Genomic DNA, 24,690 nt, shown 5'->3' with positions numbered 1-24,690 from the left:
GTTACTTTATAGATTTTTCCACTAGTTAATCCTGTTATTTCTTTATCTCCTGCTGTTGCTCCAGCTACTGAACCTGAGCCTATTATTACTTCTGTTGATTTAGCTGGTACTACTACATCTATTTCTGCTGTATCTGCTGTTTTTCCGCTTGATGTTTGTGTTACTGTAAATACTAATTTTACTGTTGTATTTACACTTGGTGGCACTATTGTTCCATTTTTATCTACAACTGCCTCATTATCTGAAGTCTTTATTGCTATTGTATATCCACTTGATACTGATGGCATAGTTAATTTAGTTGCATCTTTTGCTGGTGCAACTATACTTGTTATTTTTGCTGCCTCTTTATTTACTGCTGTTTGTAATTCTTCATCTGATGATTTAGCTGGTACTACTACACCTATTTCTTTAGTATCTGCTGTTTTTCCACTTGATGTATGTGTTACTGTAAATACTAGTTTCACTGTTGTTGCTGTATTTTGTGGTACTATTGTTCCATCTTTCTTTATAACATTTTCGTTGCTTGATGATTTTATTGCTATTGTATATCCACTTGATACTGATGGCATAGTTAATTTAGTTGCATCTTTTGCTGGGGCAGCTACACTTGTTATTTTTGCAGCCTCTTTATTTACTGCTGTTTGATTTTGGTTAGAAGAACTTCCTCCACTACTACTTCCTCCTGAAGAACCTCCACTTGAAGAACTTCCTCCTGATGAGTTAGAACCTGGATTATTTCCACTTATCGATGGAGAATTATCTCCCTTAACAGTACTTATTGTACCCTTATTATCTATAGTAGTTCCTTTAGAATTATTTGTAACTGTAGTTATCTTACCACCGTTATTTACTTTTACTTGACTTGCTCCAGATGCTACTGTTAAACTACCAATCTCACCTTTTGAATTATTTTCTATCTTAGCTCCATTTTTATCATTAACTTTTAAGTTAGTTATTTTTCCATAGTTAACAAAAGTTCCATCTTTAACATCATCTATAATTACATCATCTACTTTTGCATAGTTATTTACATCCCCATTAGGCATGTTGATAGTTACAGTCTTTGTATATGTACCATTTAAGTTCACTGTTACTGCTTTGTCAGTTTGTATTGTAAATGCTTCTTTAACTTCACTAGTTGGTTTAAAGTTTATAACATCATTAGCAGTTGCTTTATCTACAGCTGATTTTAATTCAGCAATTGTTTTAGCCTCAACTGTACTTACTTCTTGTAATGATTTCATTTCATTAAATGCTGTTTCATTACCATTTCCACCAACCTTAGTTATTTTATCAAAACTCTTAGAGTTAACTAAAGTTTTTTGTGAAGCTGATAGATTTTTTCCAACTAAAACTACTGGGGATTGATTTTTAGCACCTAGTACACCTACTGCTAATGCATCTATAAGTTGGTCTTGTTTAGCCATACCATCTTTAGTTACATATGCATTTTTTAAATCTGTCTTTTTATAGAATTCTTTTACTACTTTTGCATTTGTATCATTTCTATCTGTTCCACCTAATCTTGTACTATTTGGTAGTTTATTTTTTACAGCTTCAGAAACTGAACTTTCCCCACCTACTACATAAGATTGAGTTATTCCTGCATCTTTTATAAATTTATCTGCAACTGCTGTTCCATTTTTAGAATCAGCAAGTATTACTGGCATATTATTTTGTGCAGCTGGAGCACCCACGCTTACTGCATCTGCAAGCCCTTTTTCACCATTAACTACAGCTATTTTCTTAACATCACTTACTGCATCTAATCTTTTTGCTAACTCTAAAGATGTTTGGTATCTCTCTGCACCAGATATTCTTTCAAAAGATATTTTTAAATCTTTTATTTGTTTTTCTATATTTGCACTTAATACAGAAGTTCCACCTATTAAATATACTTTCTTAGCTTTTAATCTTTGTAACTCTGCTTTTGTCTTATCATTTAATTTATCTTTACCTGTTAAAAGTATAGGAGCATTTTTTGCCTTTGCAAATGGTGTTGCAGAAAGAGCATCTGCTATAGATGAATCATTTACTATTACTACCTCATCAGCATTTTTCCATCCATCTTGACTTATTTTTACAGCAGTTTCATATCTCTCTTGTCCTGTTAAATTTGTTGCTACTGTTTGCGCACTAGCTATACCTGCTGTAGAACTTCCAGCTATCATAGTAACTGTAAGCATAGCAGCAATCTTCTTTGGTATTTTCATTATATTTCCCCCTTGTCCATTAGTAGTACCTAATTGCTTTTTTTGTTACCGTTTTAATTCTAAGAGATACTTAATGCCTAACTTTAAAGAGGTTTTCTAACTATAATGATTTCATAATTAATATATAATTTACTTATTATTTTCTTATATTATAGTTATTATAAAGGAATACGTAGATTTTCTAATTGCTTGAAAAATTAGTAAATTTAAATTTTAAGGTGAATTTGATTTTTATGCTGATGAATTGTAGTAAAAAAGTAGATTTTATGTAAAAAAAGTAGCTCTTAGAATTAAAAGTGCTACTTGTTTTATAAATAAATTTCATCATTTATACTTATGATTATATATTAATTAACCAATTTTATCCATATGAAAAGCAAATTAATTTGATGTTTTTTAAATTATTTTTTATATTTATATTTTATTTTGTTGTATTTTTATGAGACAATATAAAAATAATATAAAACTTATATAAAGATAATATAAAACTCTATCTTTCCATCATAAATTTCAACCTTATATCTAAAATTATTTTCTTCAAGTATAGTCTTGACTATTGTAAGACCAAGACCAGTACCTGAAAGTTCTTTGCTTCTTGACTTCTCTAAGACATAAAAAGGCTTCCATATATTATCAATATCATCTTCTCTATCATAATCTATTCCATTTTTTATAGATAAAATAATCTTATCCTTATCTCTAAAAAGATTAATCTCTATCTCATTATCACTAGTATACTTTATCGAATTACTAATCAAATTATTAAGTACCATATCTATACTATCTTTATCAGAATTTATTATAAGATTTTTATCTTCTATATCACACTTAACACTTATATTATCCTTAGATATCAATAATTCATAATTTTTTAAATTCTTAAGCAGTCTTTCCTTTAAATCTACTTCACACAAACTAACTTCTTTTTTCTCATATTTAGCCCAATATAAAAGGGTATTTATTGTATTAGACATATTTTCTGCCTGTTCAATTATTGTATCTGTATAAGTACCATCATCCAAGCCATCTTTCATACCTATAGCGTATGCTTTTATAAGTGCTATTGGAGTTTTCATTTCATGAGATGCATCAGATATAAAAGACTTCAAATTTTCATTCCTTTTATTTAATTCATTGTGTGCCTTTTCAAGCTTTACACTCATTATATTTATGCTATAAGCTAACTCTTCTATTTCATCGTTCGTTTTTATAGCCTCAGTTCTAAATTTTAACTCAGATATATCCTTAGATAAAAGCTTTAATTTTTCCATAGGCCTTATAATTCTGTTTGAAAGTATAAATGTAAGTATAGTTATTATAATTACTGAAAATATCCCCATTATTATATTAAATCTATTTACTATACCAATTGTTTCTTCTGAATGTTCTATTGGTATAGATATAGCAAATAAATAATTATCCTTTTTCATAAACTTTACTAGTAGACTATATTTGGTTTTTCCTTGATTATATATTTTATTAATACTTTTATTGTCAATATCATTTAAAACACTTCCTTCAATCCAAAATTTATTTAAGCTCAAACCTTTATTCCAAAAGGCATCTAGTAAATCTTCATTTATTTTATCTATGCTATTTTTATCTTTGTAATTTTTATCTAATGTTACATATACAATGGCTGTATTGCTTTTTTCTTCAATTAATTCAATATTTGACTTTAATTTATTCATATCCTTATGTTTTATTTCATTTTCAATGTTATTCAATACATTTCTTTTTTCATGTAAATAATACCTATGAATAAACATACTATTTATAGCTATAGATATTATATAAACGACTACAACTACTATTGATATACTTATAGATAACTTCTTATTTAGTTTAGTCATCAAAATCCTCCAGACTATATCCTAATCCTCTGTAAGTTTTTATTATATCTTCTCCTACTTTTGTTCTAAGTCTTCTTATATGAGTATCTACTGTTCTAAAATCTCCATCATAATCCAATCCCCAGACTAAATCTAAAAGTCTTTCCCTAGATAACACTATTCCTTTGTTATTGACTAAACAATGAATTAATTCCAATTCTTTTTTAGTCAATAGTAGTTCATCATTACCTTTAAAAACTTTATTTGACTCAAAATCTATTTTTAAATCTTTTATATTAATTGTATCTTTATAATTTACCAATTTCTTAGCCCTTATTATTAAAACTCTAGGGTCAAATGGCTTTTTAACATATTCATCTGCTCCTATATTGAGTGCCTCTATTTCATCTTCGCTTTGACTTTTAGCTGTCAACATAAGTACCTTTGTATTACTATTTTCTTTTATCTCTTTACAAACCCCTATTCCATCAATTACTGGCATCATCCAGTCCAGTATTGCTAAGTCTATTTTATTTTCATAAAAAACATTTAAAGCTTCTTCCCCATTTTTTGCAGTAAATACATTGAAGCCTTCTTTTTTAAAATAAGCACAAAGTATCTTAATCATACTCACTTCATCATCAGCAATTAATATATTCATATATTCACATCCCTAAAATTATTATATTTCATATTATATCCATTGTTTCAATTATATAAAATATATGTTACAGGAAGTTTACAATTATTACTAAAGCCCCATATAAAATACAGTACAGATAAGCTTTAATACTAAGTCTATAAATAAAAAAGTACCTCATTTACAATTAAAAAATCATTTTGAGATACCTTTTACAAAATTATATATTCTACATAGCTTATCTAAGCTTAAATCTTAATCTATTGAAAATCTAATTTACCCTAATTACTATTGTATTTTATAGATATAGCCAATTTATCTAAATCCTCATTAATACATCATATGCATTTATTTAAAATAATCCTAATATACCTGTAATAGCACCTACCACTATCAATATACCCATTATTTTTATTGGAGAAAGACCTTTCTTTAAAGCTAAAAGCACTAACAAAGTAAGTACCAAAGGAATTAATCCAGGAAATATCTTATCAAGCAAATCTGTCTGAAGACTAAATTTAAAATCTCCACTAGTATAGCTTATTGGTGTAGATAAATTAATAAATCTACCTACAAGTCCGCCCATAACTAAAGTCCCTAATATAGAAGCACCTTCTATAACTTTATTTACTATTCCACCCTGAAGTATACTTTCAACAGCTTTTTTACCATACTTATAACCATTTGTCCACATTCCAAATGAAATTGAAGTCATTATTATATATTGAGCTAATACAAATAATATCGGTCCTGCAATTGATGCTCCTCCCTCAGTTAAACCAATACAAACAGCTAATACTATAGGTGTTATAACTCCTTGAGTTAAAGTATCTCCAATCCCTGCCAATGGTCCCATCAAACCTGTCTTTATGGCATTCATACCATCACCACTTATTTCATCTGCTCCATTAGCTTTTTCTTCTTCCATAGCTATTGTTATTCCATGTATAACACATCCACATATAGGCTCTGTATTAAAAAATGCCAAGTGAGTTTCTACTTCTTGCTTTAACTCTTCTTTATCTGGATATAGTTTTTTAAGTACTGGTAACATTGAATGTGAAAATGCTGTTGATTGTAATCTTTCATAATTGTAGTTGGATTGTGCAAAGAAAAACCATCTTAGCCATGACTTTATCACATCTTTTTTGCTTAACGTTTTCTTAGCTACTTGACTTTTTGTATTTGACATAATATTTTCCCCTTTCTTATATATTTAAGATGTCGCACCATCTTTTCCATATTTAATTGAAGTAATTGTAAGAGCAAGTATTACTCCAATAACAGATATTACTATTATATCTATTTTAAAATAAACAGCCATTAATATACCTAATATGAAAAATGGCATAGTAAACTTATTTCCAATTAATTTTAAGTTCATAGCAATTCCTAGCGCTGGTAACATAGCTCCAATTACATTGAATACATGTAATACATTATCATTCATTACTTCTAACATTCCATCTATTGCATTTGGCCCAAAATAAACAACTAATAACGCTGGTATAAAACTCATTACAAACAATAGTATCTGAGGTGGAACTATATTTATAAATGCTACTTTATCTATATTCCCTTTTTGAACCTCTCTATCTGCCCAGTGTGCAAAAAAAGAATTTACTGTCATTTTACCTATCCAAAGCACAGTTGCAACAGTACCTAGCGGAACAGCTATTGCCATTGCAGTACTTACATCCAAATTAGATGCTATAGCTAAAGCAGTCCCCACATATCCTGCAAAAGCTGGGTCTCCCATTTGAGCCCCTCCTGCTGATATGAATCCTAAGTATATCATATTTATACCTGCACCTATAATTGCTCCTTGAACTGGGTCTCCTAGTATAATTCCGGTTACAAATCCAGCTAATAAAGGTCTATTCCATGTAAAAAATCCAACATAAGTTAGCCATGGACTCCAAGAAAGATAATAAAAAATTGCTATTAAAACTGCTTGAATTAGTGAAATTTGCATGTTCTTCCTCCTTATTTAATTTTAAATATTTACAAAATAGGCCTTACAATAATGTTCCTACATCAATTTTCTTTGCATCTGGAACTATTTGTATAAAACACTTAACATCTTTTGATATTAATTCCTTAAATATTTCTTTCTCTTCATCTGATACTGATATATTTTTATAAAAACTTTTTCTTCCAAGACCAGCTCCCATACCCCCAACATTTAACTCTTTTAAATCTACTCCATTATTTACTAGACCCAAAACAGTTTTAGGATATTTAACTAATACTATTAAATTCTCATCTCCATCATATGATTTTAAAACCTCAGCACCTGATTCTATATCATGCACTTCAACCTTAACAGTTGAAGGTGCTGCCATTTGTAAGACTTGTACTATAAAAGGGTCTTTTACAACTAAATCATCTACTATTACTATTCTCTTTGCTGATGTAATCTTACACCAAGCAGTGATAACTTGACCATGTATTAACCTATCATCAATTCTTGTTAACGCTATATTGCTCATAATAATTCCTCCAAAATTTTAATTTATTTTATATCTTTAAAGCTGCTTTTACGTCCTTAATTCCTGAAGCTCCAACTTCTTCACATAAACTTTTTAAATCTTTTAACTTCATAGTATCTCTGTTTAAAAACAGTTCTAAAAGCATAGGCAAATTTACACCTGTTAAACATTCCAATTCACAGTCCTTAGCAAATTTGTTTATTATAACAGCAGATGTATTGAAAGGAGTTCCTCCATAAAAATCAAGTAATACTAAAATACCTTCATCTTTATATTTTTCAATTCCATTTTCTAATTTTCTACTAAACTCATCTATACTGTCACCATGGTTTAATCCTAAAGTTTCTACTTTTTCTTGTTTCCCTACTATTAATTCAGCACTTTCTAACATTGCTTTAGCCATATTCCCATGTGCAGCTATAATTATTCCTGCCATATGAATCATACCTCTCTTAACTTTTTTATATACACTATAAATTACTATCTTTATTACTCTACCTTAATTAGCCACATTAACCATTATCTTACCAAAGAAAATATCTCTTTTGTATATTTTTTCAAAATAATCTGGCACTTCATCTAAATTTATTCTGTGTGTCACCAATTTTTCAACATTCATGTCACCTTTTTGCATATGATACAAGCCAGCACTCCATTCTTTTCCTGGAAATGGAAATGAATTTCCAAACCAAGTTCCTTTCACAGTTAGCTCACTTCTCACTATCTTTTCAAATTGTTCTCTGCTTAAAGCTACATCTCCATATGGTACTCCTGCATAAAGTACTGTCCCACCTTTTTTAGCTAATAACAATACCTGACCACATGTCATTGGAGTCCCTGCTGATTCAATAACAATGTCTGCTCCAGCTCCATTAGTTAATTTTTTTATCTCTTCTACAATATTTTTTTCTTTTGCATTTATACAAATATCTGCTCCTAATTCCTTCGCTAATTCTAATTTCTCATCAAATACATCTATAGCCACTATTTTTGTAGAACCAAATATTTTTGCCCATTGTATTGAAAATAAGCCTATTGGTCCTGTTCCAAGTACTACAACAGTATCTCCCACCTTAGTTTCTGACCTAAAAAGTCCATGTCCTGCTATACACACTGGCTCTAAAGCAGCAGCCGTTTCATAACTTATTTCTTCTGGTATTTTTATTAAATTTCTCTCCTTTACCTTTGTGTATTCAGCAAAACATCCTCCAAGCTCTTTATTTCCTATTATTGCTACATTATTACATCTTGAATACAGCCCTTTTTTACATTCATCACATTCAAAACATGGCATAGCTGGACAAACAGCAACTCTATCTCCTATTTTAAAATCTTTTACTTCTATACCAACTTCTGCTACCTCTCCTGAAAATTCATGACCTAAGATTTCTCCAACCATATGAGGACCTGTCTTTGAGTATTTCGATATATCAGAGCCACATATCCCAGCAACTTTTACTTTAACTATTACATCATCTTTTTCTAATATTTTAGGTATATCTGCATTCTCGACTCTTGTATCTCTTACACCATAGAACTTAACTGACTTCACATTAACCACCTCTATTGTTTATTTTATTTAGATATATACTCATCTTTTTTATGTAAAATATATAAAGCAATTTTTATGCCAATATTTGTAAATATAGGTTTCATGCCATTTATCATACTATTATTATATGTGTGTCAAAGTGTGTCAAAAAAATTTCCTACAAAAACTTATGTGTGTTAATACAAATGACACTCACTTTCTTTCTTGGCACTTTTCTAAACTTTTTTATAAAATGTACTTTTTTTGTTATTTTTGTAAAAATGTTCGGAAAAATTCTCTATTTTTGTGATATAATATTAAATGTAAGGCATCAATATAAATTTTTATACGAATACCAGAACTTTTTTGACACTAATGCCTTATTCAATATAATAATTTAATATTTTGGAGGTTGTTTATGAAAAAAGTGTATCAAGGAAAGACTAAAGATGTTTTTGAATTAGATAATGGAAATTGCTTACTTAAATTTAAGGATGATGTAACTGGCAAAGATGGTGTATTCGATCCAGGTGAAAATACTGTAGGGCTAAGCATAGATGGAATTGGTAAGGCTAATTTAGAAACATCTGTTAAGTTCTTTGAAATTCTAAACAATGCTGGAATTAAAACTCATTATGTAAGTGCTAATTTAGAAGATGCAACTATGGAAGTGTTACCAGCAAAAGTTTTTGGTAATGGATTAGAAGTTATTTGTCGTTATAGAGCTGTTGGTAGTTTCTTACGTCGTTATGGTTCATGTGTTGAAGAAGGAGCTAAGTTAGATTGTTATGTAGAAGCAACTTTAAAAGATGATGACCGTTGTGACCCACTTATAACATCTGAAGGTTTAGAAGCTTTAAATATTATGACTCAAGCTCAATTCGATTCAATGAAGAGTATGACTCAAAAAATTTCTAACATAGTTCGTGATACTATAGCTGAAAAAGGACTTGAACTTTATGATATTAAGTTTGAATTTGGATTCTACAATAATGAAGTAATATTAATAGATGAGATAGCATCTGGAAATATGCGTGTTTATAAAGATGGTGTAATAGTTGACCCTATGGATTTAACTGCTTTATTATTAGCAAAATAATTATACAGAATATATACATATAATTTTCAAATACAAATCTAATAAACTTATAAATAAAAATAAGCTATGAAGCAGAAATTCTATAAAATGTTAATTACTTTAAAACATTTTATAATTTCTAAGCTCATAGCTTTTTTATTTTGTTGTTAAAATATTTTAGTTTATATACTCTATAACTATCATCTCCTACTATTTATCGTAATTCATACTTATTAGTTGGTAGATAATAATTTCAATCCTACAATCCCCACTACAATAAGACCTATACATAAAATTCTAGCCATATTAACTGGTTCATTTAAAAGAGCAATTCCTACAATAGCAGTTCCAACTGTACCAATTCCAGTCCATATGGCATATGACGTTCCAAGTGGAAGATGTTTAAGTGCCAATGATAAAAAATAAAAACTAACAATCATCCCAACAACAGTAAGTATACTTGGAGTCAACTTAGAAAATCCATGTGAATTTTTTAATTGGAATGCCCAAAAAACTTCAAATAGTCCTGCAATAAATAAAAATAACCATTTCATAAAATCATCCCTCTTTTCAAATAATATCTCTCTTTTTTAGCAATAAAATAACCTGAGAAATATTATAAAATATCTCCCAGGTTTTTATCCTTCCGTGTTCACAACAAAATTATGTTGTGGGTTTTATCTTGGACCAGACCAATCATTAATAATTGCGGAACCCTATAAAACTCTATTATTATTTTATTGTCTTTAAAATAATACTATCAACATAGGTAAAAAAAGTCAATATAGTGATATGATATAAATTATAAGAGTATAAATTAAAATATATATCTATAGTAATTTGTACTCTTCAGTTATATAACATACTCAACTTACATATTTTGTATTTATATCTAATTTTTATTTAATATGTTATAATAACATAAAAATATCGAAAGGAGTAATTTTTATGAATTCCTACAAAATTGCAGTATGTCAGATGATGACTACAGAAAATAAGATTAAAAATATTAATCATGCTGTAGAAATGGTAACAGAAGCTGCCAATAATGGAGCTAAAATTGTGGTTTTACCAGAAATGTTTAACTGTCCATATGAAAATAAATACTTTCCTAAATTTGCTGAAGAATATCCAGGTGAAACAACAAATACATTGAGTAAACTAGCTGAAAAACATAGAATTTATCTAATTTCTGGTAGTATTCCAGAATTAGAAGATAGCAAAATCTATAATACTTGTTATGTATTTGATAAAAGTGGAACTTTAATTGGAAAACATCGCAAAATGCACTTATTTGACATTGAAGTTACAGGAAAAGTTAGCTTTAAAGAATCTGATACTCTTACTGCTGGAAATGATGTTACTATAATAGATACTGAATATGGAAAAATGGGTATTGCTATTTGCTATGATATTCGTTTCCCTGAATTATCACGTTTGATGGCTATTGAAGGTGCAGAAATAGTTATCTTGCCAGCAGCATTTAATATGACAACTGGACCTGCACATTGGGAATTATCTATCAGAATGCGTGCTTTAGATAATCAAGTGTTCTATGTTGGTGCTGCACCTGCTCGAAATAAAGATGCTTCTTACATAGCTTTTGGTAATTCAAGAATTTCAGACCCTTGGGGAAAAATTATCGCTCAGGCTGATGAAAAAGAATGCATTATCTATGCTGATATTAATAGAGATTTAATTCCTAATATAAAACAACAATTGCCATTACTTAAACATAGAAGAACAGACTTATATGAACTTAATATTTTAAAATAAAAAATTATATGACCCCATAAATTAATTATTTAAAATGTTTATGGGGTTTTTATTATTGTAATTATACCAACTACTCTTAATTACTAATTGGTTACTAGTAGTTATTACCTTTATTAAATATCCTTATTTTTCTCACTTATCATATCTTCCAACTTTATATTTGGATTTTGGTATCTCTTTTTATTTTTAGTTACATCTTTCCATTGAATTGCTTGCTTAGGACACCAATGTACACATGCTAAACAATGTTCACAATTGTGTAAAAACTTCGGTCTGCCCTCCTCAATATCTATATTATTTACAGGACATACTTTTGAACAAATACCACATTCTATACAGCTATCTTCAACTGAAAAATGCCTGTCTTTATTTGCACAAGATGAAATATATTTTTTATAAAACTTTTTGTATATAAAATTTGTTCTGCCAATTTTATTATTTTTCTTATTTACAATATCTTCTGACACTTCATTAACCTTGATTTCTGCTTTTCTAAGTAAATTGTCAATTTTTTTATCATCTTTTATTTTAAACTCACAAATGTAATTAGAAACCATCTGTATCCTTGAACCTAGATTTAGTCCATGACCCTTCTCTTTCAACAAAGCATCCACATCATAAATTGCGCTTCCACCTATCACGCCTCCACAAGTTACTACAGCAAAAATATATGGTTTATCACTTTTAATATTTAAATTTTCCAATAATTAGACACTTGATTTATTTAGTATATAAAAATATACTGATTTTAATCACTAAAAATAGCATATTTTTATGTAGATTTAATAATTTGAGAAATTATTGAGATTTTTATACTAAAATAAAAGTTGTTTAAAAAGTTTTATTTAGAAAGGAGAATTTTTATGAACAGTAAAATACTCGTCGTAGATGATGAAGAAGGTATCATCACTTTATTAAAGGATTATTTTGAAATAAATGATTATGAAGTTTACACTGCCCATAATGGAAAAGAAGCACTAGAAAAAATATCTAAAAATCCAGACATTATTCTACTTGATATAAACATGCCTGAAATAAATGGAATTGAAGTTTGCAGTAGAATTAGAGATTATATATCATGCCCTATTTTGTTTTTAACAGCTAAAATTGAAAACACTGATAAACTTAATGGTTTTCGTGTTGGTGCTGACGATTATATTGTAAAACCTTTTGATTTAGAAGAACTTGGTGCAAGAGTTTCTGCTCATTTAAGACGTGAACAAAGAAAATCAAATCACACTAAAGTCAAATTTTATAAAGATTTAGTAATAGATTATGAAGAAAGGTCAATTTCTATTGATAATAATCAAGTTTCACTTTCGAAAAAAGAATTTGATATCGTAGAACTTCTCTCTACGAATCCTGGTCAAGTATTTGATAGGGAGAGGATTTATGATAGAATATGGGGCTATGATAACAATGGAAATAGTGATGTTATAATGGAACATATCAGAAAAATACGAATTAAATTATCAAAATATACCCTTGAAAATTACATAGAAACGGTATGGGGAGCTGGTTACAAATGGATAAAATAAAAAATATGTCATTAAAAAAATCTTTTTTCTTTCTCACTCTATCTTCATTAATTATAGCATCAGTACTTACAACTATCTCATACATTTTACTTAATTATATATATCACTCTATACAAGACAAATATTTACAAACTCCCTTATACACAGAAACTATAACCATAATGCAAAATAATATAAATCAATACAGCGATTTTGATAAAGTGTTGATTAATATTATTAGTACACTTCAGCTTGTACTCCCACTTGTATTTTTTATAGGGCTTCTATTATTGGCTGATATAATTTTTTATAAGGTAAAATTAAAGACACCTATTGAAATACTTAATAAAGGAGCAAGTGAAATATCCAATAATAACTTAGATTTTTACTTAGAATATAAGAGTAATGACGAATTAGGTAATCTGTGCAATGCTTTCGAGAAAATGAGGTCCCAACTAAATAAAAATAATATAAAAATGTGGACCATGATAGATGATAGAAAACAGCTTAATGCTGCTTTTTCTCACGATTTAAGAAATCCCCTAACAGTTCTAAAAGGATACTCAGACTATTTAACAAAATACATACCAACAGGAAAACTTAGTGATAAAAAAATTTTATCAACTACACAACTTATGTCTGAACATATTGACAGAATTGAATACTATGTAAATAGTATGAGTAATGCTCAACGATTAGAAGACATAGTTATTACAAAAACTATATTGAATATAAATGATTTTATAGAAAATTTAGATAGTAATATATCTATTTTATCAAAACAAACTGGAAAATCTTTTAAACTTACAAATAAGGTGGACAGTATAAACATATTATTTGATGAAAATATTATTCATAGGGTTATTGAAAATATAATATCAAATGCATTTAGATATGCAAAAAATAAAGTATCTATACTTATATACCTTGAGCAAAAATTCCTTATTTTTGTAATTGATGACGATGGTGTGGGATTTAGTGAAGAATCTCTAAAATCAGCATTAAAACCTTTTTATAAAGATAAGACTTTAAATAATAACAACTCAAATTTTGGCATGGGTCTTTATATATCTAAAGTATTATGTGAAAAACATGGAGGTTCTATTTTTATTGAAAATAATTTAATTGGTAGTGCTAAAATTACAATAAAGTTCTCAACAAAAGACTAGAGATACTTTAATTTTTAATCTGGATTTATCTGGATTTATCTGGATTTCCTTGTATAAAACATAATAAACTTTTAAGCTTTATTAACATGCACCCTATAAAAGTAGCTAATTAATAAAAGATAAAATCTTAAACATAAATATATTCTTTTTATCTAGAATTTACTTCTATTTATATGAAAAGTTGAGAAAAAATTGAGTTTTATAACTTACACTCTTCTTATACAAAAAAGGAGTGTGTTTTTATGATTATAAAAGCAAAACAATTATCAAAAATATATGGTTCTAATAACAACAAAGTTATTGCACTAAACAATATTGATTTAGAAATAAATACAGGTGAATTTGTTTCTATCATTGGACCTTCTGGAAGTGGAAAAAGTACACTTTTACATATCTTAAGTGGATTGGATAGTCCTACATCTGGCCAAGTATTACTTGATGGGAAAGACATGTATAAATATAGTGAAAAGGAACTTTCCACTCTTAGAAGAAAATGTTTTGGATTTGTATTTCAACAGTTTAATCTATTGCCTGTTTTGACAGCTTCAGAAAATATTTCAATGCCTGTATTATTAGATAAAAGACAACCTGACAAAAAATACTTAGATGAAATTTCATCATTGCTTAGAATCTCAGATAGATTGCATCATCTTCCACATGAACTCTCAGGAGGTCAGCAACAAAGAGTTGCCACTGCTAGAGCATTAATTGCAAAGCCAAATGTAATATTTGCTGATGAACCTACAGGAAACTTAGACAGCAAAAGTGGTAGTGAAGTTATGAATCTTCTTATTAAAACATCAAAGCAATTTAAAAAGACTCTAGTAGTAATAACTCATGATGATAGGATTGCAAAGCTTGCTGACAGACAGCTTTCAATAATTGATGGTATACTTATGGAGGTGAAATAGTAATGAAAAATTACCTTTCACTTTCAATAAAAGAGTTAAAAAACCAAAAACTTATGACTACATTAATTATTATTGCAATAATGATGTCGACTATAATGACAACTGTAGTAGGTCAATCAATTGGTATACTTCAAAATTTAAGAACTGAACAAGCTCGCTCTTTTAATGGTGATAGACATGTATCCTTTCACCAGCTTAATAAAACTCAAGTTGATACACTAAAAAAAGATAATAGAATCTATCAAGCTGGTCTTTCAACAACACTTGGCACTAGTAAAATAAAGAATACAGGTATCTCTATACTTGTAAAAGAATACGATAAGGTAGGACTTTCCAACTATCCAAAACTAATGAAATTAAAGTCTGGAAATCTTCCTAAAAATAAAAATGAGATTGCCTTAGATGAAAATACCTTACAGCTTATGGGAATAAAACCAAAGCTTGGTATGACTATTCCTATGGATTTAAATATCTCACTTTTAAATGATACAGAACAGCCCTATAGTTATAAAACCAATTTTAAACTAATTGGTATTTTAGAAAATGACTATACAGGCTATGCAAGTGGAATAGTAAATAGTGTTGTAGGTAAAGGTACATCAGAAAAACTATTACCTAAAAGATATACTTTATCATCATTGGATTTTAAAATAAAGCAACAAAATAAATTTCAAGAAATTGTAAATCAATTAGCTAGAAAAGTCAATATTCCCCGTAGTTCAATTCAATACAACTGGGTTTATTTAAATACATTAGGAATTAACTTTGAAGGAGATAAAAACAGTTCCAATAGTGACAGCATATCTATAATTATAGTAATATCTTTATTTGTTGCACTATTAGTACTACTGGCCTCTGGACTTGTAATCTATAATATTTTAAAGATTTCTGTTACAAAGAAAATTAAAGAGTATGGATGTTTAAGAGCAATTGGAGCTGAACCAAAGCAACTATATAAAATTATTATTTTACAAATTTTATTTTTATGTTCTATTGCTATACCTATTGGAGCCATAATTGGAATTGTTTCTTCTGAAAGTATAGCTAAAATGATTACAAATATCTTAAATCCAGATATATTTTTAGTAAATAATACTAAAGAAATGACTGAACTTATACATAAAATTTCAACAGGCTACTTAATACCACTATTATTAAGCGTTGGTATTTCACTAGTATTTTCATTTGTTGCGGCTTTACCATCAGCAATATATGCTTCACATGTTTCTCCTAAAATTGCTATGGCTGGTAACACTACCAAAATCAAAAGAAAAATTAAAATTAAACGAGAAAAACCAATCAAAAACTTCGAAAGACATCTAGCATGGCTAAACCTAAAAAGAAATAAAGGTAGAACTATAATCACTATACTATCATTATTTATGAGTATAACAGTATTTGTTGCACTGAGTGAATTTTCTAATGTATTAGATGTATCCAAATCGGTTAGCGACCTAAAAAAAGGAGATTTTTCTTTAACAAATGAAGTTCCTGGCTTTGATAAATCTACACTTGATAAAATAGTTAACATGAAAAATATCAATCGTACCTCTTTTATCAAATACTCTGAATATAAACAAGGAGAAATAAATACAGATATTAACTTTGAAAATGGTTCTGAAATGTTAAAAGTTATTGGAATTGATTAGCAAACTCTTAAAGAATTAATACCTTCTATCACAGATTCTTTATTAGAGGATTTCAAAAATGGTTCTCTATGCCTTATAAAAAATCCAATTGCTATTTCTACACCAGATACAAAATTTAAGGCTACAAACCTAAAAACAAAGGATAATATTACAATTAATAAAAAACAATTAAAAGTATATAATACTGTAGATAAAATGATTAATTTACAAGGTAGTGGTTGGTTAAATGGTATTGATGTTATTGTATATGATACTGTATATGACACCCTAACAAATAAAGATAGATTCAGTCAGATAAATGTTTATGCTAAAGATAAATCAAATTTAGAAGAAATAAAGTTATCTATTGAACAAATTTGTAAAAACAATCCAGGCTCTCGTTGGATATCGTACATTGAATCAGACAACCAACTTAAAGAAAGTTTTAAACAAATACAATTTTTAGCATGGGCCATTATACTATTTGTAGGATTGATTGGCACTTTAAACATTATTAACACAACTCACACAAACATTAATACTAGAATTAATGAAATTGGAGTTAAGAGAGCTATTGGTATGAGTAACAGTAGTTTATACAAAATGTTTTTATGGGAAGGTTGCTATTATGGAATATTTGCTGCTATATTTGGTTCAATTGCAGGATATGCCAGTGCTGTTATAATAAACATTGCTACTATAGAAAAAATTGATTTTACTAATATCCCAATTATTTAGATTTCACAAGCTACACTTGTTGCTATAATTGCATGTATTATAGCTACTCTTATTCCGTTAAGAAAAATTAAAAAAATGGATATTATTGACTGTATAGATATTATAGAATGATAATAATAGATTAATATCTACAAATAAAACATAATAAATTATCTTTTTCAAATTATAATTCTATAGCTTTTTTGATTATATATCTTTAAGACCACAAATATTGGTATCGCCTTTATTTATGGTCTTTTTTATGTTTTCATTTAGTGTATATTTACATATGCTCTCATATCTTGATATATTTTAGAGTTTAGAAGTAGCAAATTAGTAAAAATAGTATATGAGTTTAATACAATTTGTAAAATCAAACACTTTTTATAAAAATCACATTAATTGACTTTTAAATCCACAGTTATGTACTTCTTTTGATTTTCTACAGTCTGTCCTCCAGTAATATAATGAACATCTGTATCTTCTGTGCAATTTATAATGCTGTCAAAGTATATAGGTAAACTTGCTGAAAACAAAAAACTCTTACCTTGCTGAATTTGAAAATGGATATGTGGCTCACTTGTATTTCCGCTATTTCCACACCTTGCTATTTGCTGTCCTTGCTTTATAAAATCACCTACACTGACTATAAAGCTATCTTTTTTTAAATGTGCTATTGTGCTGTATTCATTTGATGAATGCTTAATCACAATATAATTTCCCCTTATATCCGAAGCAGAGCATTGTACTTCTACTTTATTAGAAATAGGAGTGTCTTCAAAACTATTCTTAATTTCCACTACAATACCATCGGCAGGTGCTATAACAGGTTGATTGTAACAAAAATAATCAGTTACAGAAGTTCTGTTGTTGGAATATGATTTTCCCTTTCTTTCTATAACAAAGTCATAAGCATATCGTTGATTACATATTCCCCAAGAGTGTGAGTTTTCTTTGTCAATTCCTCCATTTGCAACAAGCCATCTTCCATTGAATGGAAGAATATAACCATTCACTGTTTTGTGATTGTAGACATTAGGTAATCGAAATAGATTTCTCAAGTAAATAATTGGTATCCCTATTAACATACCAATGTTTTGAAAAAGAAATTTTAAGTCTTTTACTTCTTGCATATCATCATCACATTTTAATACTAAAATAAGCGATAAAATAAACTCTAAAATAGCAAGTAAGAAAAATAAATAAAAAAGTTCCAACAATTTAATATTTAATATTGTACCAACAATTCCAATACAGCCCATCCAGTACATTTTCTTTATGATTTTAATAGCCTTTTGCACAGAAAGCCAACCCCTTATAAATTCCAATTATATTAGTCATATATTACCATATATAGTATTATAAAGTCATTTCTTTTATGCTTTAAGTAAAAATATTTACAAAAAAATAAAGTTGCCAAAGTAAAATTAGATAGAGTTGCCAATTTTACTTTGGCAACTCTATCTAATTTTATATTTATAAGTTATACTTATAAGCTTTACTGTATGTAAATTAACTATACTAAATTTACTCTACCTAATTTAAAGTATTTATTAATCTATAAGATTATATTTCTTTAGACATCTAACATAATTTGCTACTAGATAATAATTATTTATATCATCTTCATCTAATCCTTTAAATACAGTTATTTCATCAGTAAGTTCACTACTCCCTTCCACAAAAACACAGCCTGTTTCAAATTCCATACCCACAACAATAGAACAAGCACTATAAACTTCTTCCTGATTTTCATATAAAGTCTTTGCATTTCCTTCATTTTGAATTGTAAATACAATAGATTTTAATTCTTTATTGCTCGGTATCTTTTTTGAAAAAGGTTTATTTAACTTAATATTATTAATGACTACATTGTTAAATTCTTCCGAAGCTTCTTCTTTTAGTGTATATTTTTGTTTTAAATATTCTATTAATTCTAAAATAGACTTAGCATTTACATTTAAAGTACTTCTATATTTTTCATATACAGATTTCCATTCTCTAACTTTTTGTTGTGATATTTCCTGCGTATCTGTATTTATTTTTTCTTCTGGCATTTTTTTCATATAAAATCTCCATCCCATCTTTATGTAATCTTATTGATACATTTCATTTAAAAACCTTAGTTTATTAATTTTAATATTTATATCCTACTTCTAAAAACTTTACAAGTCAATGTAATTTTGCTATCTTTGGTTTATAACAGTTTAGAATTAATTTCTTTTATAATGGTAATAGATTAATATTATTTAATAAACATGACATTCTGTTGTCATGTTTATTGTGCTATTATATTTTTAAAATTCTTTTGCTTTACAATTACTTTTTATAGTATTTAAGGATTAAAATTAAGGAGTTGTAATTAGAAAATAAAAATATATTTAAATATAATCACAGAAAGGTGTGATTATATGAGTAAACATTATAAACCTAAAGAATTTGCAGAATTATTAAATATGTCAGTTATAACTCTGCAAAGATGGGATAATGATGGTAAATTAAAGGCATTTAGAACGCCTACGAATAGAAGGTATTACACTTATGAACAATATCTAGAATATACAGGAATACATAAAGAAACAGATAATAGAAAAATAGTTATTTATACAAGGGTTTCAAGCTCTAATCAAAAAGATAATTTAAAAAATCAAGTTGAATTTCTTAGACAATATGCCAATTCTAAAGGAATAATAGATTAAGAAAATACAAGAAAAAGATTAGAGAGGATGAAGATATTGAAAAGAGCATACAAGATAGAGATTAACCCCTCTGATGAACAAAAATCTAAAATACACAAAACTATTGGTGTATCAAGGTTTATATACAACTTCTATATTGCTCATAGTAAAGAGATTTATGAAAAAGAAGGAAAATTTGTGAGTGGTATGGACTTTTCTAAATGGATAAATAACGAGTATGTACCTAATAATAAAGATATGAAATGGATTAAAGATGTATCCTCTAAAGCTACTAAACAAGCTATTATGAATGGAGATAAAGCCTTTAAAGACTTTTTTAAAGGTGCTAAAGGCTTTCCTAAGTTCAAGAAAGAGAAAAATCAAGATGTAAAAGCATATTTTCCTAAGAATAATAAGACTGATTGGGCTATTGAAAGGCATAGAGTTAAAATACCTACTCTTGGGTGGGTAAGATTAAAAGAATTCGGATATATACCAATAAATTCAATAGTTAAGAGTGGTACAGTAAGTCAAAAATCTAGTAGATACTATGTATCTATATTAGTTGAGGAAAATGATATTCGAGTATCTAAATGTACTAATGAAGGAATAGGTATTGACTTAGGAATTAAAGATTTTGCAATATGTTCAGATAAAAAGAAGTTTAAAAATATAAATAAAACTTTTACAGTTAAGAAAGTTGAGAAGAAATTAAAAAGAGAACAAAGAAAACTTTCAAGAAAATATGAAAGTTTAAAAATAAGAAATAAAATAGAAGAAGGGAGAGCTACTCGTCAAAATATCCAAAAGCAAGTAGTTAAAGTACAAAAACTTCATCAAAGATTGACTAATATAAGAACTGATTATATTAATAAAACTGTATCTTCGATTATAAAGCAAAAACCAAGCTATATAACTATTGAAGATTTAGCAGTTTCTAATTTGATGAAAAATAAGCATTTATCAAAGGCTATAGCAAGTCAGAAATTCTTTGAGTTCAAAACTAAACTAATGTCTAAGTGTAAGCAAAATAATATAGAACTTAGAATTGTTGATAGATTTTATCCATCATCAAAGACTTGTAGCCAGTGTGAAGAGATTAATAAGAATTTAAAACTTAAAGATAGAGTTTATAAATGTAGTTGTGGATTATCTATTGATAGAGATTTAAATGCAAGTATTAATCTTAAAAATGCTAAAAAATATAAGGTAGCTTAAATACAAAGTAATTTTCCCACACGTGGTTCAAAAGCACTTATATATGTACGGAGGGCTAACTTCGGAATTTAAGCCTTTGGAGAACTATACCAAATCGTAGTAGCTTAGGCAAGGCGAGGTTCAGTGAAGAAGGAAAAATCTCGATATGGATATATTTGACCATATTTTGAGTAGCAGGAAGATTGATGTCTAAGGATTACGCAAAATTGGCATTAGAAATGCATGAAGTTAATAAAGGGAAAATAAATGTAGAAAGTAAGGTAGAAGTTAAAACTAAGGATGATTTATCAACAGCATATACGCCAGGTGTTGCAGAACCTTGTCTAAAAATACATGAAAATCAAGAGGATGTTTATAGATATACTTCTAAAGGTAATTTAGTAGCAGTAGTTAGTGATGGAAGTGCTGTACTTGGATTAGGCAATATTGGTGCTGAAGCAGCTATACCTGTTATGGAAGGTAAATCTATATTATTTAAGCAATTTGGAGATGTAGATGCTTTTCCAATATGTTTAAAGACTAATGATGTAGATGAAATAGTTAAGTCTGTGGAATTAATGGAACCAGTATTTGGAGGAATAAATTTAGAGGATATATCTTCTCCAAGATGTTTTGAAATAGAAGATAGATTAAAAAAATCTTTGAGTATACCTGTTTTTCATGATGACCAACATGGTACTGCAATAGTAGTGGCAGCAGCAATAATAAATGCAATAAAGTTAATTGAAAACAAAAGAATAGAAGATTTAGAAATAGTTATAAATGGAGCAGGTGCTGCGGGCATAGCAATAGCAAAAATATTACTTAAAATGAATGTTAAAAATATAGTACTATGCAACAGAAGTGGTGCACTGGAAGCTAACATGGAAAGATTAAATTTGGTTCAAAAAGAAATGTTAGATGTAACTAATATAAGAAATGAAAAAGGTTCTTTGAAAGATGTTATAAAAGGTAAAGATGTATTTATAGGTGTTTCAGGTCCAAAAACTGTAACAAAAGAAATGGTTGAAAGTATGTCTGAAAAACCAATAATACTAGCAATGGCAAATCCTACTCCAGAAATAATGCCAGAAGAAGCAAAATTAGGTGGAGCGTTTATAATGGGAACTGGTCGTTCAGATTTCCCTAATCAAGTTAATAATGTTTTAGCATTCCCAGGAATATTTAGAGGGGCACTTGATGTGAAAGCTAAAGAAATAAATGAAGAAATGAAAATAGCAGCTGCATATGCAATTGCTAATACAATAACTGATGAAGAAATATGTCCAGAATATATATTACCAGATGTATTTAATAAAAATGTAGTAAAAAATGTTGCTGAAGCAGTTAAAGAAGCAGCAATAAAGACTAAAGTAAATAGAATATAACCTTTATTTAAGAATCAAAAATTTAAGTGAGTAAATAAAATATAGACTAATAGAATTTATATCTTAATATATAATTTTATTAGTCTTTTTATTTTTAATATGACATAATCATGTCATATTAATATTGCTATAATTTAAATATGGTTAGGAGCCAAAGAAAAATATACAAGGAGTGATTATAATGGAAGAAACTAGATTTTGTCAATGTTGTGGTATGCCAATGGGATGTACTAATGAATTGTATGGAACAAATAAAGATGGAAGTAAAAGTGATGATTACTGTAGCTATTGTTTTAAAGATGGTGAATTTACTGCTGATATAAGTATGGAAGAGATGATAGAAATCTGTATACCTCCTATGGTTCAAAGTAATAAAGGTATGACTGAAGATGAAGCAAGAAGTATGATGAATAATTTCTTTCCAACATTAAAGCGCTGGAAATAAGCTTATACAAAATCAATAACTCATATAAAATTCATTAAAACTTAATACTATAAACACATTAACTCTATATACTAATATTATTATATTTTATTAAATAATGTATTGGAGGAGTTAAAATGAAAAATTTTATTGAGAAGTTGAAAAAAAGTTTTGGAGTGAAGCAATTTAAAAAAATATCAAAAGTTTCAATTATAATGTACTGTTTATCTATTTTGTTGGTTATTTATGGTATATATGTATTTATAAATTGTACTGAATATATATATACTATGCTATCTACAAAACAGTTAACAGTCACAGGGAATGAATATAACATTATAAATTATTATATGAGTAACTTTAGTCAGTATATAATATTTGCTATTTTACTTGCATCAATGGGATTTGTAATACAAAAGCTAGGGCATATGAATTTCGATAAGATGGAACTTAGTGGTAACTATTCAACAAATATTAGAAATATAAGTGATATTTCTATAGGTAATGGTAAAGATAATGAAATGTTTGATAAAGGCAGTATTGAAAATAGTATTTTAAAAAAATAAATAATATAAATATATAAAATATGATTAAATAAAGCTTAGAATACTTAGTGTATTTTAAGCTTTTTTAATTATTAAGATTTCAAAGTATTAAATTAATGATATAAAATCATATAAAAATAATTTTAAAATATTTAAATCATTGATTTCAAGGTATTGTATTTTTAACAGAGTAAAAATATAATAAGTTAGGTATATAATATATGAAAAATAAAAATAAATAAAATGGAAGTGATTGAGATGAGTAGTATATTGTTGGTTGAAGACGATTTAAGTTTGATATATGGGTTAGAATTTTCTATACAAAAGAGTGGATTTAGTGTTGATATAGCAAGAACAGTAAAAGAAGCATTGCAAATGTACAAAGAAAAAAATTATGATTTACTGCTTTTGGATGTATCCTTACCTGATGGTAATGGTTTTGATATTTGTAAAAAGGTAAGAGAAATTTCTAATGTGCCAATTATATTTTTAACTGCTTCTGATGAAGAAGTAAATGTAGTAATGGGGCTTGATATGGGTGGAGATGATTACATAACAAAACCTTTTAAATTAAATGAGTTAATTTCAAGAATAAAAGCTTTGTTTAGACGTTATAATTTTACAAATGAAAATATAGCTGAATTAAAATCAAATAATATTACTGTTAAATTACTTGAAAATCGTGTTTTTAAAAATGAAATTGAGCTGGAACTTACTACAGCAGAATATAAATTATTGTGCCTACTTATGAAAAATAAAAACATTGTACTTACGAGAAAAAATATATTGGACAAGCTATGGGATGGAAATGGTAGTTTTGTAGATGATAACACTTTGTCTGTATATGTAAGAAGACTAAGAAATAAGATTGAAGATAATCCAGAAAATCCAAAATTTCTATTAACAGTTAGAAGAATGGGCTATAAATGGAATGTTATAAAGTGAGGGTGTTAA

The 24,690-nt window shown here is 27.8% G+C and carries 24 protein-coding genes, 1 pseudogene and 1 riboswitch; of the genes and pseudogenes, 13 read left to right on the top strand and 12 right to left on the bottom strand.

The features are described 5' to 3' along the window. The 8 genes from KGF36_RS16955 to KGF36_RS16920 all read right to left on the bottom strand — a co-directional run. On the bottom strand, positions 1–2,213 hold a 2,213-nt coding region (locus KGF36_RS16955), incomplete at its 3' end, for a cell wall-binding repeat-containing protein (protein ID WP_227854910.1). A 467-nt stretch (positions 2,214–2,680) separates the two neighbouring features. After that, a complete protein-coding gene (locus KGF36_RS16950) occupies positions 2,681–4,066 on the bottom strand; it encodes a sensor histidine kinase (RefSeq protein ID WP_227854909.1) in 1,386 nt (461 codons plus the stop codon). After that, positions 4,059–4,706, bottom strand: a complete 648-nt coding sequence (locus tag KGF36_RS16945; RefSeq protein ID WP_227830403.1) for a response regulator transcription factor — start codon at positions 4,704–4,706, stop codon at positions 4,059–4,061. The genes KGF36_RS16950 and KGF36_RS16945 overlap by 8 nt, the downstream gene beginning before the upstream one ends. A 331-nt stretch (positions 4,707–5,037) precedes the next feature. Further along, positions 5,038–5,877 (bottom strand): PTS system mannose/fructose/sorbose family transporter subunit IID, encoded by an 840-nt coding sequence (locus KGF36_RS16940; protein ID WP_227841048.1) that lies wholly within the window; start codon positions 5,875–5,877, stop codon positions 5,038–5,040. Between the two features lie 24 nt (positions 5,878–5,901). After that, a complete protein-coding gene (locus KGF36_RS16935) occupies positions 5,902–6,660 on the bottom strand; it encodes a PTS sugar transporter subunit IIC (RefSeq protein ID WP_227841047.1) in 759 nt (252 codons plus the stop codon). A gap of 43 nt (positions 6,661–6,703) precedes the next feature. Further along, complete coding sequence (locus tag KGF36_RS16930) at positions 6,704–7,177, bottom strand: PTS sugar transporter subunit IIB (RefSeq protein ID WP_227830401.1); 474 nt, start codon at positions 7,175–7,177, stop codon at positions 6,704–6,706. A gap of 28 nt (positions 7,178–7,205) precedes the next feature. Beyond that, positions 7,206–7,622, bottom strand: a complete 417-nt coding sequence (locus KGF36_RS16925) for a PTS sugar transporter subunit IIA (RefSeq protein ID WP_413894824.1) — start codon at positions 7,620–7,622, stop codon at positions 7,206–7,208. Between the two features lie 54 nt (positions 7,623–7,676). Continuing rightward, positions 7,677–8,729, bottom strand: coding sequence for a galactitol-1-phosphate 5-dehydrogenase (locus tag KGF36_RS16920; protein WP_227830399.1), 1,053 nt, complete (start codon positions 8,727–8,729; stop codon positions 7,677–7,679). Between the two features lie 397 nt (positions 8,730–9,126). On the opposite strand from KGF36_RS16920, the gene KGF36_RS16915 reads away from it, so the two are divergent. Beyond that, positions 9,127–9,807, top strand: a complete 681-nt coding sequence (locus KGF36_RS16915; RefSeq protein ID WP_227830398.1) for a phosphoribosylaminoimidazolesuccinocarboxamide synthase — start codon at positions 9,127–9,129, stop codon at positions 9,805–9,807. 212 nt (positions 9,808–10,019) lie between these two features. Here the strand turns inward: KGF36_RS16915 and sugE are convergent, their stop codons facing one another. Then, positions 10,020–10,340, bottom strand: a complete 321-nt coding sequence (gene sugE / locus KGF36_RS16910; protein ID WP_227830397.1) for a quaternary ammonium compound efflux SMR transporter SugE — start codon at positions 10,338–10,340, stop codon at positions 10,020–10,022. 71 nt (positions 10,341–10,411) lie between these two features. Beyond that, positions 10,412–10,517, bottom strand: a riboswitch (guanidine-I (ykkC/yxkD leader). A 217-nt stretch (positions 10,518–10,734) separates the two neighbouring features. Between sugE and KGF36_RS16905 the strand changes: the two genes are divergently transcribed. Further along, positions 10,735–11,562: a carbon-nitrogen hydrolase family protein gene (locus tag KGF36_RS16905; RefSeq protein WP_227830396.1), complete on the top strand. Its 828-nt coding sequence runs from the start codon at positions 10,735–10,737 to the stop codon at positions 11,560–11,562. 113 nt (positions 11,563–11,675) lie between these two features. Here KGF36_RS16905 and KGF36_RS16900 read toward each other — a convergent pair whose 3' ends face one another. Further along, positions 11,676–12,266: an EFR1 family ferrodoxin gene (locus tag KGF36_RS16900; RefSeq protein WP_227830395.1), complete on the bottom strand. Its 591-nt coding sequence runs from the start codon at positions 12,264–12,266 to the stop codon at positions 11,676–11,678. A 159-nt stretch (positions 12,267–12,425) separates the two neighbouring features. On the opposite strand from KGF36_RS16900, the gene KGF36_RS16895 reads away from it, so the two are divergent. The 5 genes from KGF36_RS16895 to KGF36_RS16875 all read left to right on the top strand — a co-directional run bounded on the left by KGF36_RS16895 (position 12,426) and on the right by KGF36_RS16875 (position 17,525). Then, positions 12,426–13,100: a response regulator transcription factor gene (locus KGF36_RS16895; RefSeq protein WP_227830394.1), complete on the top strand. Its 675-nt coding sequence runs from the start codon at positions 12,426–12,428 to the stop codon at positions 13,098–13,100. Then, a complete protein-coding gene (locus tag KGF36_RS16890) occupies positions 13,088–14,248 on the top strand; it encodes a sensor histidine kinase (protein ID WP_227830393.1) in 1,161 nt (386 codons plus the stop codon). The genes KGF36_RS16895 and KGF36_RS16890 overlap by 13 nt, the downstream gene beginning before the upstream one ends. A 242-nt stretch (positions 14,249–14,490) precedes the next feature. Further along, positions 14,491–15,159, top strand: a complete 669-nt coding sequence (locus KGF36_RS16885; RefSeq protein WP_227830392.1) for an ABC transporter ATP-binding protein — start codon at positions 14,491–14,493, stop codon at positions 15,157–15,159. 2 nt (positions 15,160–15,161) lie between these two features. After that, positions 15,162–16,808, top strand: coding sequence for an FtsX-like permease family protein (locus KGF36_RS16880; RefSeq protein ID WP_227830391.1), 1,647 nt, complete (start codon positions 15,162–15,164; stop codon positions 16,806–16,808). A gap of 195 nt (positions 16,809–17,003) precedes the next feature. Next, the gene (locus tag KGF36_RS16875) at positions 17,004–17,525 is read left to right on the top strand and encodes an FtsX-like permease family protein (protein WP_227854908.1); all 522 of its coding nucleotides are present in this window, start codon (positions 17,004–17,006) and stop codon (positions 17,523–17,525) included. 377 nt (positions 17,526–17,902) lie between these two features. Here KGF36_RS16875 and KGF36_RS16870 read toward each other — a convergent pair whose 3' ends face one another. Next, the gene (locus tag KGF36_RS16870; RefSeq protein WP_227830389.1) at positions 17,903–18,805 is read right to left on the bottom strand and encodes a M23 family metallopeptidase; all 903 of its coding nucleotides are present in this window, start codon (positions 18,803–18,805) and stop codon (positions 17,903–17,905) included. A gap of 252 nt (positions 18,806–19,057) precedes the next feature. Then, positions 19,058–19,570: a hypothetical protein gene (locus tag KGF36_RS16865; protein WP_227830388.1), complete on the bottom strand. Its 513-nt coding sequence runs from the start codon at positions 19,568–19,570 to the stop codon at positions 19,058–19,060. Positions 19,571–19,915: 345 nt separating this feature from the next. Between KGF36_RS16865 and KGF36_RS16860 the strand changes: the two are divergent. From KGF36_RS16860 to KGF36_RS16835, 6 genes and pseudogenes are all read left to right on the top strand, one after another. After that, positions 19,916–20,197 (top strand): annotated as a pseudogene (locus KGF36_RS16860) (MerR family DNA-binding transcriptional regulator); the annotation flags it as partial. Between the two features lie 42 nt (positions 20,198–20,239). Beyond that, positions 20,240–21,400: an RNA-guided endonuclease InsQ/TnpB family protein gene (locus tag KGF36_RS16855; RefSeq protein ID WP_413926890.1), complete on the top strand. Its 1,161-nt coding sequence runs from the start codon at positions 20,240–20,242 to the stop codon at positions 21,398–21,400. Between the two features lie 185 nt (positions 21,401–21,585). After that, complete coding sequence (locus KGF36_RS16850; RefSeq protein ID WP_227830124.1) at positions 21,586–22,767, top strand: NADP-dependent malic enzyme; 1,182 nt, start codon at positions 21,586–21,588, stop codon at positions 22,765–22,767. Between the two features lie 181 nt (positions 22,768–22,948). Next, complete coding sequence (locus tag KGF36_RS16845; protein ID WP_077705485.1) at positions 22,949–23,212, top strand: zinc ribbon domain-containing protein; 264 nt, start codon at positions 22,949–22,951, stop codon at positions 23,210–23,212. 116 nt (positions 23,213–23,328) lie between these two features. Further along, positions 23,329–23,757, top strand: coding sequence for a hypothetical protein (locus tag KGF36_RS16840; protein ID WP_227830123.1), 429 nt, complete (start codon positions 23,329–23,331; stop codon positions 23,755–23,757). A 237-nt stretch (positions 23,758–23,994) separates the two neighbouring features. Next, a complete protein-coding gene (locus tag KGF36_RS16835) occupies positions 23,995–24,681 on the top strand; it encodes a response regulator transcription factor (RefSeq protein WP_227830122.1) in 687 nt (228 codons plus the stop codon). Positions 24,682–24,690: the final 9 nt, after the last annotated feature.

The sequence above is a fragment of the Clostridioides sp. ZZV14-6009 genome, assembly GCF_020658095.1.
Classification (GTDB): domain Bacteria; phylum Bacillota; class Clostridia; order Peptostreptococcales; family Peptostreptococcaceae; genus Clostridioides.
The sequence above is the reverse complement of the archived record's forward strand: the minus strand, read 5'-3'. Positions and strand labels throughout refer to the sequence as shown.

Bases quoted from the DNA above. Each gene is read 5' to 3' on its own strand.
- KGF36_RS16950 (WP_227854909.1), bottom strand. From the start codon at position 4,066: ATGACTAAACTAAATAAGAAGTTATCTATAAGTATATCAATAGTAGTT.
- KGF36_RS16945 (WP_227830403.1), bottom strand. From the start codon at position 4,706: ATGAATATATTAATTGCTGATGATGAAGTGAGTATGATTAAGATACTT.
- KGF36_RS16940 (WP_227841048.1), bottom strand. From the start codon at position 5,877: ATGTCAAATACAAAAAGTCAAGTAGCTAAGAAAACGTTAAGCAAAAAA.
- KGF36_RS16935 (WP_227841047.1), bottom strand. From the start codon at position 6,660: ATGCAAATTTCACTAATTCAAGCAGTTTTAATAGCAATTTTTTATTAT.
- KGF36_RS16930 (WP_227830401.1), bottom strand. From the start codon at position 7,177: ATGAGCAATATAGCGTTAACAAGAATTGATGATAGGTTAATACATGGT.
- KGF36_RS16925 (WP_413894824.1), bottom strand. From the start codon at position 7,622: ATGATTCATATGGCAGGAATAATTATAGCTGCACATGGGAATATGGCT.
- KGF36_RS16915 (WP_227830398.1), top strand. From the start codon at position 9,127: ATGAAAAAAGTGTATCAAGGAAAGACTAAAGATGTTTTTGAATTAGAT.
- sugE (WP_227830397.1), bottom strand. From the start codon at position 10,340: ATGAAATGGTTATTTTTATTTATTGCAGGACTATTTGAAGTTTTTTGG.
- KGF36_RS16905 (WP_227830396.1), top strand. From the start codon at position 10,735: ATGAATTCCTACAAAATTGCAGTATGTCAGATGATGACTACAGAAAAT.
- KGF36_RS16895 (WP_227830394.1), top strand. From the start codon at position 12,426: ATGAACAGTAAAATACTCGTCGTAGATGATGAAGAAGGTATCATCACT.
- KGF36_RS16890 (WP_227830393.1), top strand. From the start codon at position 13,088: ATGGATAAAATAAAAAATATGTCATTAAAAAAATCTTTTTTCTTTCTC.
- KGF36_RS16885 (WP_227830392.1), top strand. From the start codon at position 14,491: ATGATTATAAAAGCAAAACAATTATCAAAAATATATGGTTCTAATAAC.
- KGF36_RS16880 (WP_227830391.1), top strand. From the start codon at position 15,162: ATGAAAAATTACCTTTCACTTTCAATAAAAGAGTTAAAAAACCAAAAA.
- KGF36_RS16875 (WP_227854908.1), top strand. From the start codon at position 17,004: ATGATTAATTTACAAGGTAGTGGTTGGTTAAATGGTATTGATGTTATT.
- KGF36_RS16865 (WP_227830388.1), bottom strand. From the start codon at position 19,570: ATGAAAAAAATGCCAGAAGAAAAAATAAATACAGATACGCAGGAAATA.
- KGF36_RS16850 (WP_227830124.1), top strand. From the start codon at position 21,586: ATGTCTAAGGATTACGCAAAATTGGCATTAGAAATGCATGAAGTTAAT.
- KGF36_RS16845 (WP_077705485.1), top strand. From the start codon at position 22,949: ATGGAAGAAACTAGATTTTGTCAATGTTGTGGTATGCCAATGGGATGT.
- KGF36_RS16840 (WP_227830123.1), top strand. From the start codon at position 23,329: ATGAAAAATTTTATTGAGAAGTTGAAAAAAAGTTTTGGAGTGAAGCAA.
- KGF36_RS16835 (WP_227830122.1), top strand. From the start codon at position 23,995: ATGAGTAGTATATTGTTGGTTGAAGACGATTTAAGTTTGATATATGGG.